We start from the raw sequence: 13,758 nt of genomic DNA, 5'->3' as shown, positions 1-13,758 counted from the left end.
CACCGCCACCGCCACCGCCACCGCCGCCGCCACCGCCACCGCCACCGCCACCGCCGCCGCCACCGCCGCCGCCGCCGCCGCTATTGCCGCTGCCACCTTTGCCGCCGCCGGCGTTGCTCGATCCGCTGGTCGCGCCGCCGACGCCCGAGGTGCCGCCGCGCCCGGTCCCCGAGTTGCCGGAGCTCGTGCCGCCCGACACGCCCGCGCTCGCCGAAGCCGACGCGCTATTGCCGCCCCCGCGCCCGCCTTGCGAGCAGTTGCCGTTGTTGCCGTAGCAGTTCTTCGACGTGAAGACCGTCGCGGCGTCGTCGGCTGCGACGATCGCCTCGGCGCTCTGGCTCGCGCCGGGCGAGGGCGCGGCGCTGGTGCTGCTGGTACTGGTACTGGTGCTGCCGGTGTTGCCGCCGCTGCTTGCGCTCGTCGCGGCCGGCCCGCTGCCGAACGGGGCGACGCCGTCGGCGGGCATCCCCGAGTCGGTCACCGCGCCGCCGCTGGCGGGCAACGCGGCATCGGCGACGAGGATCCACGTCGGCGCGGTCACATTGCTGTCCTGCGCGTGCGCGCCGATCGCCGGCAGCAGTACGCCGATCCCCACCGCGCCGATCGCCAACACCGCGAGCCCACGACTTAACCCATCGCAGTACTGATGAATATTTCTGCTTCTCATGATGTCCTCCCGGAAGTGATAGCGCATTCGCGCCTCGCTTCTCACATAGCTTGTGTTCGACGTCGCGCCGCTTTTTTTGCTGCGTTAAAGACTGCGGCGCGCGCCATCCCCCGTCATGCCCACTCCGCTTCGCGCCGGTGTGCGTATCGTGCGGGTTGCCGATGTCGTCTCGCCGGTGCGTGCGGTACACGCGACGTCCAGATCGCTTCGTGCGAATGTCACGCGGATAGCCGATTTATGCAGGACTGCTTGTCGATCGCCGTAGCCCGCGAGCGGGACGGCGGATAACAGGCGCATCGTGCGTGCGGCCATCCGTTCGCCCGGTGCGGCGCGCCGCGATTCGCAGCGTGTCGCGCAGGTTGGAAGCGACCGGATGTCTGGTTCCGATATAGCGAGTTCTGTGCCATCGCGCGCAGAGGTCCGCGCCGCATGGACCTGCGGTTTTCCCTGCTGTGCGGACGGGGGCGAAATCGATGAAAACGTTTCGGCGATGAAACGCAGCGGCGCGGTCTGCGATCAGGGCATCGGCATCGCGACGGCGGCGCGTGGACGCGGATCAGGCCGTAGGCAGCGCAACGAATCGCACGCGCGACGCGTGGTGGCCGACGGCGTGCGCGTCAGGTCTCGCCGTTCGCCGGGGCGGCGTCGCGTTGCAGCGCGCGAAGTTCGTCGGCGGGAATGTGGCAGCGGATGCGATGGCCGTCACCGATATCGTCGAAGGGCGGGGCGGCTTCGTCGCAGATCGGGCCGATCCGGCGCGGGCAGCGTGCGCTGAAAATGCAGCCGTGGCCTGTGCCGCCGCCGACGTTGTGCGCGGCGGTCGATTCGCGCGCAACGTCGACCGCGCCGTCATCGGGCGTCGTGCGGGGCGAGCGGGTTGAGTGTGTCGAGCGCGCCGCGTCGAGCAGCGTCTCGGTGTACGGATGGCGCGGGCCGTCGAAGACCGAGGCGGCCGGGCCGCTTTCGAGCACGCGGCCCGCGTAGAGCACCATCAGGCGGTCGGCGAGATAGCGCACCACGCCGAGGTCATGCGAGATGAACAGATAGCTCACGCCGCGCTCGCGTTGCAGGCGCGCGAGCAGGTTGAGGATCGCGGCCTGCACGGACACGTCGAGCGCCGAGGTGGGCTCGTCGCAGATCACCACGCGCGGCTCGCCCGCGAAAGCCTGCGCGATCGCCACGCGCTGCTTGAGGCCGCCCGAGAGCTGACGCGCGCGGGCCGAGAGGTAGCGCAGCGGCACGCGCACGGCGTCGAGCAGGGTGTCGATGCGGGCGTCGGTGGCGTCCTGCGTGTCCTGCGTATCCTGTGCGGTGGCTTGAGGTTCGTGAGATTCGGCGCGCGCGAGTGCTCGACCGACCAGCGTGCGCACCGGCAGCGCGCGGTTCAGCGAGGCATCGGGATGCTGGAACACGATCCGCAGCGCGCGCCGCTGACGCGCATCGCGCCGCGCGACGTGGGCCGCGAGCGGCGCGCCGTCGAGTTCGATCGTGCCGCCCGGATCGGGCGCGTGCAGGCCGAGCAGCAGTTTCGCGAGCGTCGACTTGCCGCTGCCCGATTCGCCGACGAGCCCGAGCGTTTCCCCCGCGCGCAGGTCGAGCGAGACGTCGTCGAGCACGCGCAGCGCGCCCGCGCCGTGGCCGAAGGTGCGCGAGACGCCGCGTGCGCGCAGCACGACTTCGGCTTCGTGACCGCGCGTTTGCGCGCTTTCATCCGACGGTTCGTTCGTCTGCGCATTGGCCTGCGGAGGTTGCGCGGGCATCGGTGCGGCTTCATCCGCGACGATTGCGATGTTCGCCGCGTTCGCCGCGTTGGCCGGATCGCCCTCGGGCAGCTCGCTCGCGCGTTCGTGATAGTGGCAGCGCGACATCTGTTCGCCGTGCGCGGCCTGCACGCGATGCGGCGGCGGAGCCTGGTCGTGGCAACGGGCGTCGGCGAGTCCGCAGCGCGGCGCGTACACGCAGCCGCGCGCGAGCGTGCCGGGCGCGGGCAACTCGCCCGCGATGGTATCGAGCGCGCCATGGCGCTTGGTGCGCCCCGGCGCGGGCAGGCAGCGCAGCAGCCCGACCGTGTACGGATGGCGCGCGCGCTCGAACACGTCGCGCGTCGCGCCTTCCTCGACGAGACGGCCCGCGTAGAGCACGCCCACGCGCTCGCACATGCGGCCGATCACGCCCAGATCGTGGCTGATCAGCAGCACGGCCATGCCGAGCTCCGCGCGCAGTTGCGCGACCAGCGCGAGCACTTCGGCTTCGACGGTGGCGTCGAGGCCCGTGGTGGGTTCGTCGAGGATCAGTAGTGACGGATTCGAGGCGAGCGCCATCGCGATCACCACGCGCTGCTGCATGCCGCCCGAGAGCTGATGCGGCCAGCTTGCCATCACGCGCGCCGGGTCGGCGATGCGCACGCGTTCGAGCATGGCGTGCGAGCGCGCAAGCGCCTCGCCGCGATCGAGGGTGTCGTCGCCCGCCGCTTCGAAGGCCTCGCTCAACTGGCGCGCGATGGTCAGCGACGGATTGAGCGCGCTCGCCGGATCCTGATAGACCATCGAGACCTTGTGCGCACGCAACGCGCGCAGCCCTTCGCGGTCGAGCGCGAGCACGTCCTCGCCCGCGATGGCGATGCGGCCCGCCTTCACGCGGCCGTTCTGCGCGAGATAGCGCAGCGCCGCGAGCGCGACCGTCGACTTGCCGCAGCCCGATTCGCCGACGAGTCCATAGGCTTCGCCGCGCTTGATGCGCAGCGAGACGTCGGTGAGCACGTCGCGGTCCTTGCCGCGCACGCGGTACGCGACCGTGAGGCCGACGAGCGCGAGCGCGTCGTCGGCGCGTGGCGCGGAGAACGTGGCGAGCGCGGGGCCGCGCGCGGCGCCGGCCGGGCGCGCCGGAGCGGTTGGCGCAGTAGTGGACGATGTGGTGGACGTGGGCGTGCCGGGGCGGTTCACGATTCGAGCACCTCGCGCAGGCTGTCGGCGATCAGGTTCACGGCGACCACGAGCGATCCGATCGCGGCGGCGTCGAACGCCACGGTCCACCACGCGCCGCCCGCGAGCAGCGCGTAGGATTCCGCGAGCGCGAGCCCCCAGTCGGCGGACGGCGGCTGAATGCCGAAGCCGAGAAACGAGAGCGTCGCCACCGCGAAGATCGCGTAACCGAGCCGCACGGTCGCTTCCACGACGATCGGCGGCCAGACGTTCGGCAGGATTTCCGCGAACATCACGAAGGGCGCACGCTCGCCGCGCAGACGCGCGGCCGCCACGTAGTCGAGATGGCGTTCGGCGAGCACGGCGGCGCGCACGGTGCGCGCGATGAGCGGCGCGAAGGTCACGCCGATCACCAGCACGACCGCGAGATTGGACGCGCCCACGGCCGCGAGCACGAGCAGCGCGACGATCACGAGCGGCAGCGCGAGCACGGCGTCGAGCGCGCGCGCGACGAGCGTGCCGACCGCGCCTTCGAAGTAACCGGTCACGAGCCCGAGCGCCGCGCCCGCGAGCGTGCCCGTGAGCGTGGCCAGCGGCGCGATGGTGAGGATGTCGCGCGCGCCCACGATCACGCGCGAGCAGATGTCGCGGCCCAGCTGATCGGTGCCGCACCAGTGCGCGTGATCGGGCGGCATCAGCGAACTGAGCGGGTCGGACGCGTAGGCGTCGTAGGGCGCGAACCACTGGCCCGCGAGCGCGCAGACAATCCACGTGAGCAGGATCAGCGCGCCGATGACGAACGCGGGCGAACGCAGCAGCAGACGCAGGAGGGCGGCGGCGCGCGAAGGCGGCGCGGGCACGGGCGCGCGTGCATTTTCATCAAGTGATTCGGATGCCGAACGATTCATGCGCCTCCCTTCGTGCGCAGGCGCGGATCGAGCAGCACATGCAGGCTGTCGGCGAGCAGATTCGCGAGCGTATAGACGAGACCCACGGCGAGCACGCCCGCTTCGAGCAGCGGAAAATCCTTCGCCTTCGCGGCGTTGTAGATCAGCGAGCCGATGCCCGGATAGCGGAACAGCGACTCGACCACCACGAGCCCGCCGATCAGATAGCCGAGCTGCGTGGCGGCGACCGTCACGCTCGGCAGCAGCGCGTTGCGCAGCACGTGGCGCACGATCACGGTGTGACGCGGCAAGCCCTTGAGGATCGCGGTGCGCGTGTAATCGGCGTCGAGCGCGTCGAGCATGCCCGCGCGCGCGATGCGCGCGAGATAGCCGAAGAACACGAGCACGAGCGGCAGCACCGGCAGCACGAGATGGCGCAGCGTCTGCCACGCGCCCGCGTCGGGCGGTGCGACGGCCTCGATCGGCAGCCAGCGCAGCCACACGCCGAAGATGAGGATGAGCACGATCGACGAGACGAATTCGGGCACCGCGCTCGCGCACAGGCCGAGCGTGCTGATCAGGCGGTCGAGCCAGCGTCCGCCGTTGAGCGCCGCCCACACGCCGCCGCCGATGCCGAGCGGCACCACCACGAAGAACGCGAGCAGGCCGAGTTTCGCCGATTGCAGCAGCGCGTCGCCGACGAAGGGCGCGACCGCCTGCTTGTAGGTCCACGAGGTGCCGAAGTCGCCGCGCAGCGCGTGGCCGATCCACGTGCCGTATTGCTGGAGCAGCGGACGGTCGGCGCCGAGTTCGTGGTTGAGCGCGGCCACGGCGCGCGCGTCGGCGAGCGGGCCGAGCACGGCGCGGCCGATGTCGCCGGGCAGTAGCTGGCCGCCCGCGAACACCAGCACGGACAGCAGCCAGAGCGTGAACAGCGCCCACGCCGCGCGCGTCGCGAGAAAACGCAGCGCGCCTGCGGGCAGCGTTGCGTGCGTGCGCGGCGCGTGCGGATCGATGCGGGGCGGTCTCGTCAGCGGTGTGGCCATCGGACTCCTGAGGGACGCCTGAGGGGACGCCTGATTGCGATGCAGGCGCGGCGCGCGGCGTAAAAGGCGTCAGCCCGCGGCGCGCGCCGCCGTCATGCCGCGAGCACCGCGCGGTCGAAGTACAGCTGCGCGAGCGCCGTGAAATGCACGCCCGAGAGCGTGGCGCGCTGCGCGATCAGCTGGTCGTAGAAGTACGGAATGATCACCGGCGTTTCGTCGAGCAGCAGCGTCTGGATCTGCGCGGCGACCTGCTTTTGCGCGGCCACGTCGAGCGTCGCGGCGAATTGCGCGACCAGCTTGTCGTACTGCGCGTTGCGAAAGTGCGCTGCATTCCACGTGCCGCCGCTCGTGAGCGGCGCGTTCAGGAACACGTTCGGCACGCCGCGATGACCGTAGTCGGTGATGCCCATCGGTGCGTCGAGCCAGTCCGATTTGCCGTAGGTGCCCGCGCCGTAATACTGCGACTGGCTCTCCACCTTGAGCGCGATGCGCACGCCGATCGCCTTCGCGGCGTTCTGCACGACCACGGCGAGATCGGGAATCTCCATGTACTTCTCGGTCGTGAGCGTGATGTCGAAACCGTTGCCCACGCCCGCCTGGGCGAGCAACTGGCGTGCCTTCGCGAGATCGGGCTTGCGCTGCGGCACGCTGTTGCCCGTCGACGGAAAGACCGGCGCGAAGGGGCTGTCGTTGCCCACGACCGCGCGGCCCTTGAAGAGACCGCGCACCATCACGTCGCGGTCGAGCGCGAGGGCGAGCGCCTGGCGAACGCGCTTGTCCTTGAACGCGGGCACGTCGTTGCGCATGTGGATCTGGCGATGTGCGCTCGAACGCACGCCGATCACCTTGAAGTCGGGATTGTTGAGGATGCCGATGCCGCCCTGCACGGTGAAGGTGCCCATCACGTCGGCCTGACGGCCTTGCAGCGCGAGGATCTGCGCCTGCTCGTCGGCGTAGAAGGCGAACTGCACGCGCGCGGGCAGCGCCTTGTCGCCCCAGTAGTCGGGGTTGCGCACGAAGCTCGCGCCGCGCCGTGTTTCGTATTTTTCGAGCTTGAACGGGCCGGTGCCGATAAAGCTCTTTTCGTAATTGCCCGCATAGTTCGCGGGCAGCATCACCGCGTTGTAGTTGTCCGACGAAACGTAGTAGGGGAAGTTGCCGTTGGGCGCGTCGAGGTGGAACGCCACCGTGTGTTCGTCGACGACTTTCGTGCCGCCTTTCGAGAGCACGCCCTTGAGCACCGAGAGCGCCGCCGAGCCGCTCGCGGGGTCGGCGAGGCGATCGAAGGTGGCGACCACGTCCTTTGCGCCGAATGGCTGGCCGTCGTGGAATTTCACGTTCGGGCGCAGCTTGAAGGTCCAGACGTCGGCCTTCTCGTTGGCCTGCCACGAGAGCGCGAGGGCGGGTTGCAGGCGGCCGTCGGCGTCGTCGTTGGCGAGGAATTCGCCGGTCTGGTTCAGCAGACACAGCGCGCCCGCATCGGTCACGGTGAGCGGATCGACCGCGCCCGCGGGCATCAGATGCGCGACGCGGATCGTCTGGCTGGTCGGCGTGGCCGGTTTGGCGTTTTGTGCACGGACGTCGCGCGGCGCGAGCAGACCGCCCGCCGTCACCGCGAGCCCCGAAAGACCGAGCAGGCTCAGATGGCGCAGCAGTTCGCGGCGCGTGAGGCGTCCGGCCTGGAACTCGTCGATGGCGTGATTGCCGGGGGCGTCGGCGTGACGGCGCAGCGCGTCGAAGGCGGACGCGATGGACGAACCAGATGACGCGGACGAAGTGAACAGGCGGGACGGCGAAGCGCGCAGCAGGGACGGCGGACGACGTTTCATCGGTGCGGATTTCCGTGCGATTCCGTGAATGGGCGCGTTAGCGGAAGCGGCCAACGCGACGACGGCATGCGGTACGGCAGACGACGAAGCAGAATCGGTCCAGTTTACGCGTTTTCGGGCCTTTGATGGCGATGCGGACGATGCCAGGGTTCAGCGGGGTTGCGCGAGATCGCGGCGTCGTGCGGGGCGGCGCCGCGCGGCTTGAGGTGGATGCGCGTGGACGGGCGTCGATGAAGGCGGGCGTGACCCGCCTAACGCGCCGCGAGGGGCCGTCTCCAGCGATGAAACAGCACCGAGCCGATCCAGCACGCGATGAACAGCGCGACGATCGCATAGCCGAGTTCGCCGAAGCGCTCGTTCACGCTCGCGACCGCGTTCCACAGCCCGCCCGTCGCGCCGAGCTTATCGGCGATCAGGCCGAGCGCTTCCACGCCGCCGATCACGATCGCCACCAGCGCGGAGACGAAGGTGATGCTCGCGTTGTAGTAGAGCTTGCGCTTGGGGTCGTCCATGGCCCAGCCGTAGGCGTGGACCATCAGCACGTTGTCGGTGGAGTCGACGAGCGTCATGCCTGCCGTGAACAGCGCGGGGAAGACGAGGATCGAGTACATCGGCAGGCCCTTGCCCGCTTCGGCGGCGGCGATCGCGAGCAGGCCGATTTCGGTGGCCGTGTCGAAGCCGAGGCCGAACAGCACGCCCACCGGATACATGTGCCAGCTTTTCGTGACCAGCGCGAACAGCGGCCGCAGCGCGCGCGAGAACAGACCGGCGGGCGCGGGCGCTTGAGCCGCGAGCGCGGCGGCGTCCTCGCCTTGCTGCGCGCGGCGGTAACGGCGCCACACGTCGCGCAGGATCACGAGATTCACGCACGCGAGCACAAGCAGAAAGCCCGACGACACCAGCGTGCCGATGGTCGAACCGATTTCGTGAAAGCGCTCGAAGCGGCCGTGCAGCGTGAGCGCCGTGAGCGCGATGCCGACCGTCGCCGCGATCACGATGGTCGAGTGCCCGAGCGAGAAGGCGAGACCCACGCCGATGGGCCGCTGGCCGCGCTGCATGAGCTTGCGCGTGACGGCGTCGATGGCGGCGATGTGGTCCGCGTCCACCGCGTGGCGCAGGCCGAAACCGTAGGCGAGCAGCGCCGTGCCGAGCAGCAGCGGATAGTGGCGGAACGCGATCAGCGCCCACGCCCAGGCGGCGAGATTCGCGCCGATCAGCGCGGCGTAGAGGACGATCAGGCGCGGGCGCAGCGGTTTCGCGTGGGCGGGCGTGGCGGTGGCGGTCATGCGTGAATGATTCGGGTTGAGCGGTGGGGTATCAATGATCGTGAGGATTCCGATGGATCGGATCGACCCAATACACGGCTTCCGGTTGTTCGACCGCGTCGATGTCGAGATTCACGACGACGGCTTCGTTATCGCTACGCACGAGCACGCATTCGAGCGGATCGTCGGTGCTCGCGTTGATTTCCTGATGCGGCACGTAGGGCGGCACGAAGATGAAGTCGCCGGGACCGGCCTCGGCGGTGAACTCCAGATGTTCGCCCCAGCGCATGCGCGCGTGGCCGCGCACCACGTAAATCACGCTTTCGAGCGCGCCGTGATGATGCGCGCCCGTCTTTGCATTCGGATGGATCGTCACGGTGCCGGCCCAGATTTTCTGCGCGCCCACGCGGGCCGCGTTGATGGCGGCGGCGCGGTTCATGCCGGGCGTCTGCGCGGTGTTGGCGTCGAGCTGATCGCCGCGGATCACCTTGACGCCGTGTTCGCGCCAGTCGATCGGGGCGTCGTGATGGTCGTGCTCGTGTTCGTGGTCATGCGGGTGGTCATGATCGTGATCGTGGCTCATCGTCGTGTCTCCTCGTTCGTGCGTGGCGCTGACGTGCGTGGACGCGCATGGCTCGCGCCGTCCCATTGTGGCACGGACAAAAATGCGCCGGGCGCGTATCGGTCGCGTATCCGGCACAAGCGGTTTTCACTGCGTGTACGCGCATGAAAAAAGCCCGCCCCTTGCGGGACGGGCTTTTGTTTTACGCGGCTACGCGCTTACGACTTCTTCGCGTTGATCACCGCTTCGGCCACGTTCTGCGGCGTTTCCGAATAGTGCTTGAACTCCATCGTGTAGGTGGCGCGGCCCTGCGTGAGCGAGCGCAGCGACGTCGAGTAGCCGAACATTTCGGAGAGCGGCACTTCGGCGCGCACGATCTTGCCGCCGCCGCCCGCGATGTCCTCCATGCCCTGCACGATGCCGCGACGGCTCGACAGATCGCCCATCACGTTGCCCATGAAGTCCTCGGGCGTTTCCACTTCCACGGCCATCATCGGTTCGAGCAGGATCGGCTTCGCCTTGCGCATCGCTTCCTTGAAGGCCATCGAACCGGCCATGCGGAAGGCGTTTTCGTTCGAGTCCACGTCATGGTACGAACCGAACGTGAGCGTGACCTTCGTGTCGACGACCGGATAGCCCGCGAGCACGCCCGCCTTGAGCGTTTCCTGAATGCCCTTGTCGACGGCCGGAATGAATTCGCGCGGAATCACGCCGCCCTTGATCGCATCGACGAATTCGTAGCCCTTGCCCGGCGCCTGCGGTTCGAGCGTGATGACCGCGTGGCCGTACTGGCCGCGCCCGCCCGACTGCTTGACGAACTTGCCTTCGACATCCTCGACCTTGTTCTTCACGGTCTCGCGATACGCGACCTGCGGCTTGCCGACGGTCGCTTCCACGCCGAACTCGCGGCGCATGCGGTCGACCAGAATTTCGAGGTGCAGCTCGCCCATGCCCGAGATGATGGTCTGGCCGGATTCCTCGTCGGTCTGCACGCGGAACGACGGATCTTCCTGCGCGAGACGGTTGAGCGCGATGCCCATCTTTTCCTGGTCGGCCTTGGTCTTCGGCTCGACAGCCTGCGAGATCACCGGCTCGGGGAAGATCATGCGTTCGAGCACGATCGGGTTCGCCGGATCGCAGAGCGTGTCGCCGGTCGTCGCTTCCTTCAGGCCCACGGCGGCGGCGATGTCGCCCGCGCGCACTTCCTTGATTTCCTTGCGCTCGTTCGCGTGCATCTGCAGGATACGGCCGAGACGCTCGCGCTTTTCCTTGATCGCGTTGAGCACCGTGTCGCCCGATTCCACCACGCCCGAATAGACGCGGAAGAAGATCAGCTGGCCGACGAACGGGTCGGTCATGATCTTGAAGGCGAGCGCGGAGAACGGCTCCTCATCGCTCGGATGACGCTCGATTTCCTTGTCGTGCAAGTCGTGGCCGAGAATCGCGGGCACGTCGACGGGCGAGGGCAGATAGTCGATCACGGCGTCGAGCATCGCCTGCACGCCCTTGTTCTTGAACGCGCTGCCGCACAGCATCGGCACGATCTCGTTGGCGATCGTGCGCTTGCGCAGCGCGCCCTTGATTTCCTCTTCGGTCAGGCTCTCGTGATCGTCGAGGTATTTTTCGAGCAGCGCTTCGTCGGCTTCGGCGGCGGCCTCGACCATCTTCTCGCGCCACGCCTTCGCGGTTTCGAGCAGATTCGCGGGAATCTCGGCGTATTCGAACTTCACGCCCTGGCTCTCGTCGTCCCAGACGATCGCCTTCATCTTCACGAGATCGACCACGCCCTGGAAGTGATCTTCGGCGCCGACGGGAATCTGGATCGGCACCGCCACGCCCTTCAGGCGCTCGCCGATCTGCCGCTGCACGCGGAAAAAGTCCGCACCGACGCGGTCCATCTTGTTGACGAACGCAATGCGCGGCACCTTGTACTTGTTCGCCTGGCGCCACACGGTTTCGGACTGCGGCTGCACGCCGCCGACCGAGTCGTACACCATGCACGCGCCGTCGAGCACGCGCATCGAGCGCTCGACTTCGATCGTGAAGTCCACGTGTCCCGGCGTGTCGATGATGTTGATGCGATGCTCGGGATAATTGCCGGCCATGCCTTTCCAGAACGCAGTGGTCGCGGCGGAAGTGATCGTGATGCCGCGCTCCTGTTCCTGCTCCATCCAGTCCATGGTCGCCGCGCCGTCGTGCACTTCACCGAGCTTGTGATTCACCCCGGTGTAGAAAAGGATGCGTTCGGTCGTGGTGGTTTTGCCGGCATCGATGTGAGCGCTAATGCCGATATTGCGATAGCGCTCGATGGGAGTCTTGCGAGGCACGGTGATCTCCTAGGAATGACGCGCCATGGAAAGTGCCGGACGGCGCGCGGCGCGGGCAGCGCGCAATCCGGCGATTCGCGGGCAGGGCGGGCGATCCGGCGGGCCGGACGCCGGCAGCCGTGCCGCGCGGTGGATTAATAGGATAGCGCTTGCTCGCGGCTTTTGCAGAAACAGCGCCGGAGCACGGCGGCGCGGCCTGCGGGCGGGCTGGGGAGGGTGGGGCACGCCGCGGGCGGTCGTCGTCGAAGCAAAAAAAGCGGGCGCAAAAAAACCGGCTGCGCGCGAGGCGGGGCCGGTTCGGGGTGTCGCAGGCGGGCGCAGAGTGGGCGGGGCGCAAAGCGCCGCCGCTCACACGCCGCGCATCACGGCTGCGGCAGACCCTGGATCTTCATGCCGGGCTTGATGCCCTTCGACGAGAAGAAGCCCTTGCTCATTTCGAGCGCATACACGCCGTTGTTGCGCGGGCAGTGGTTGTTGGTGGTTTCTGCGTCCATCTCGTCGATGTCGGTGATCGTGCCGTCGGCGCGGATGAAGGCGATCGACAACGGGATCAGCGTGTTCTTCATCCAGAAGCAATGCACGGCGTTTTCGCCGAACACGAACAGCATGCCTTCGTTGGGCGCGAGCGTCGTGCGATACATGAGGCCCTGCTCGCGGTCGGCATCATTCGCGGCGACAGCGGCGTCGATGACGAACATGCCCGCGGTGAGCTTCACGCGCGGAAAATCGCCGGGTTGCTTCGCGCCGGGCGGCATTTGCTGGGCATGCGCGACGGTGCTGGTGACGGCCGTCGAGAACGTGAAGGCCGCGGCGGCGGCGAGCGGCAATGCAGCGGCGAGCGCGCAACGCGCGATCAGCGGGCGCAGGGAAAATCGCACGAGTCAGCTCCTTGCTTGAGAATAGTTCGCGCATGTTACGCGAGTACGTCAGCGTGGGTCAAAACCCCTCGCTGCGATGTCATGCGTAAAGCGAGCGCGCAAAGAAAAAGGCAGAGCGCCTTGCGACACTCTGCCCTTCAAACGCGGTGAAGATCGGCACGTTGGGCCGTTCTCCGATGCGTCTTACAGCTAGCTTACTCCGAAGCTGCCGAAGCGGCTTCTGCCTTAGCTGCCTTCTTGTGCGACGACTTCTTGTGCGACTTCTTGTGCGAAGCCTTGTGTGCCGACGAAGCAGCAGCTGCCGGAGCAGCCGAAGCAGCTTCCGGAGCCGAAGCTTGTGCGAATGCAGCCGATGCGAAGAGGCCAGCGACCAGAGCAGCGATCAGTTTGTTCATTTTGTGAATCCTCAGCTTGAGTTAATTAACCAAGTGACCCGGTAATGGGATCAGGTCGGTAAACGTGCCATCCACCTTTCGGTTGACAGTCTCGATCGGCAATTTGCGAACAAATTCGCGATTCGCGTCTGCCAGCGGTCAGGACCATGCATTGCTACAGGACCCTTGAAGGCTGAATGCCGGATAGCTTCGGCGGCATCTGCGTGGTTTAACGCATGGTCTCGCGAGGCGGTTGACGCGAAGTTTTCATTTCCTTCGCGTTTTCTTGCCGTCGTGCTGCAAATGAAAGAAGCGGCGCGTCGGCTCAGCGGGCTGAAAACGAAAAAGTGCTGGCGCAACAGTGACTTGTGCGCGATGTGCTGTTGATTGAGCCTTGATTCAGGTCACTTGCGCTGATGAGCGGCGCGCTGCCACGGCGCATCGGTGGCCACGTCGACGCTCTCGCCAGGCGCGATGCCGAGCGAAAAAATATCGAGCGAGCCGATCGCGACGCGCACGAGACGCAGCGTCGGAAAGCCCACTTTCGCGGTCATGCGCCGCACCTGGCGATTCTTGCCCTCGCTGATCGCGAGTTCGATCCATGCCGTGGGAATCGCCGCGCGATAGCGGATCGGCGGTGTGCGCGCCCACAACAGATCGGCGTCGCTGTCTGCGATTTTTTTCGCGCGACACGGCTGTGTCACGAAGTCGCCGAGATCGACGCCGCGTTCGAGCGCGGCCAGCGCGTCGTCGCCGGGCGCGCCTTCCACCTGGGCCCAATAGCGTTTCACGAGCTTGCGTCGCGGCTCCGCGATGCGTGCCTGCAGCGCGCCATCGTCGGTGAGGAGCAGCAGGCCTTCGCTGTCGGCGTCGAGACGGCCTGCCGGATACACATTCGGGGTCTTGACCCAGTCGCCCAGCGACTCGCGTGTTTCGTGCGGCGAGAACTGGCAAATCGTGCCGAACGGTTTATTGAGGGCGATCAAACGCATGGTCGATGGT

10 protein-coding genes and 1 pseudogene are annotated in these 13,758 nt (G+C 67.5%); all 11 read right to left on the bottom strand.

The window, feature by feature from the left end:
* Nucleotides 1-667: pseudogene (locus U4Y88_RS08805) on the bottom strand (hypothetical protein); the annotation flags it as partial.
* Between the two features lie 617 nt (nt 668-1,284).
* Nucleotides 1,285-3,609 (bottom strand): ABC transporter ATP-binding protein, encoded by a 2,325-nt coding sequence (locus tag U4Y88_RS08800; RefSeq protein WP_321783394.1) that lies wholly within the window; start codon nt 3,607-3,609, stop codon nt 1,285-1,287.
* Nucleotides 3,606-4,496: an ABC transporter permease gene (locus tag U4Y88_RS08795; RefSeq protein WP_321783392.1), complete on the bottom strand. Its 891-nt coding sequence runs from the start codon at nt 4,494-4,496 to the stop codon at nt 3,606-3,608. The genes U4Y88_RS08800 and U4Y88_RS08795 overlap by 4 nt, the downstream gene beginning before the upstream one ends.
* Nucleotides 4,493-5,521, bottom strand: coding sequence for an ABC transporter permease (locus tag U4Y88_RS08790; RefSeq protein ID WP_321783390.1), 1,029 nt, complete (start codon nt 5,519-5,521; stop codon nt 4,493-4,495). The genes U4Y88_RS08795 and U4Y88_RS08790 overlap by 4 nt, the downstream gene beginning before the upstream one ends.
* Nucleotides 5,522-5,613: 92 nt before the next feature.
* The gene (locus U4Y88_RS08785) at nt 5,614-7,350 is read right to left on the bottom strand and encodes an ABC transporter substrate-binding protein (RefSeq protein WP_224004634.1); all 1,737 of its coding nucleotides are present in this window, start codon (nt 7,348-7,350) and stop codon (nt 5,614-5,616) included.
* A 251-nt stretch (nt 7,351-7,601) separates the two neighbouring features.
* Nucleotides 7,602-8,636: a HoxN/HupN/NixA family nickel/cobalt transporter gene (locus U4Y88_RS08780; protein WP_321783388.1), complete on the bottom strand. Its 1,035-nt coding sequence runs from the start codon at nt 8,634-8,636 to the stop codon at nt 7,602-7,604.
* A gap of 31 nt (nt 8,637-8,667) precedes the next feature.
* Nucleotides 8,668-9,198, bottom strand: coding sequence for a cupin domain-containing protein (locus U4Y88_RS08775; RefSeq protein WP_321783386.1), 531 nt, complete (start codon nt 9,196-9,198; stop codon nt 8,668-8,670).
* A 197-nt stretch (nt 9,199-9,395) separates the two neighbouring features.
* Nucleotides 9,396-11,504, bottom strand: coding sequence for an elongation factor G (fusA, locus tag U4Y88_RS08770; protein WP_321783384.1), 2,109 nt, complete (start codon nt 11,502-11,504; stop codon nt 9,396-9,398).
* A 362-nt stretch (nt 11,505-11,866) separates the two neighbouring features.
* Nucleotides 11,867-12,382, bottom strand: a complete 516-nt coding sequence (locus tag U4Y88_RS08765) for a DUF192 domain-containing protein (protein WP_224004584.1) — start codon at nt 12,380-12,382, stop codon at nt 11,867-11,869.
* 194 nt (nt 12,383-12,576) lie between these two features.
* On the bottom strand, nt 12,577-12,777 hold the full coding sequence (locus U4Y88_RS08760) for a hypothetical protein (RefSeq protein ID WP_158951189.1): 201 nt from the start codon (nt 12,775-12,777) through the stop codon (nt 12,577-12,579).
* A gap of 383 nt (nt 12,778-13,160) precedes the next feature.
* Nucleotides 13,161-13,748, bottom strand: a complete 588-nt coding sequence (locus U4Y88_RS08755) for a pseudouridine synthase (RefSeq protein WP_321783382.1) — start codon at nt 13,746-13,748, stop codon at nt 13,161-13,163.
* Nucleotides 13,749-13,758 lie beyond the last annotated feature (10 nt).

The sequence above is a fragment of the Paraburkholderia sp. J94 genome (assembly GCF_905220285.1).
In the GTDB taxonomy this organism is placed as follows: Bacteria; Pseudomonadota; Gammaproteobacteria; order Burkholderiales; family Burkholderiaceae; genus Paraburkholderia; species Paraburkholderia tropica_A.
The sequence above is the reverse complement of the archived record's forward strand: the minus strand, read 5'-3'. Positions and strand labels throughout refer to the sequence as shown.

What these genes read in the sequence shown, in the direction of transcription:
- U4Y88_RS08785 (WP_224004634.1), bottom strand. Translation starts at nt 7,350, where the DNA reads ATGAAACGTCGTCCGCCGTCCCTGCTGCGCGCTTCGCCGTCCCGCCTG.
- U4Y88_RS08790 (WP_321783390.1), bottom strand. Translation starts at nt 5,521, where the DNA reads ATGGCCACACCGCTGACGAGACCGCCCCGCATCGATCCGCACGCGCCG.
- U4Y88_RS08760 (WP_158951189.1), bottom strand. Translation starts at nt 12,777, where the DNA reads ATGAACAAACTGATCGCTGCTCTGGTCGCTGGCCTCTTCGCATCGGCT.
- U4Y88_RS08775 (WP_321783386.1), bottom strand. Translation starts at nt 9,198, where the DNA reads ATGAGCCACGATCACGATCATGACCACCCGCATGACCACGAACACGAG.
- U4Y88_RS08780 (WP_321783388.1), bottom strand. Translation starts at nt 8,636, where the DNA reads ATGACCGCCACCGCCACGCCCGCCCACGCGAAACCGCTGCGCCCGCGC.
- U4Y88_RS08795 (WP_321783392.1), bottom strand. Translation starts at nt 4,496, where the DNA reads ATGAATCGTTCGGCATCCGAATCACTTGATGAAAATGCACGCGCGCCC.
- U4Y88_RS08755 (WP_321783382.1), bottom strand. Translation starts at nt 13,748, where the DNA reads ATGCGTTTGATCGCCCTCAATAAACCGTTCGGCACGATTTGCCAGTTC.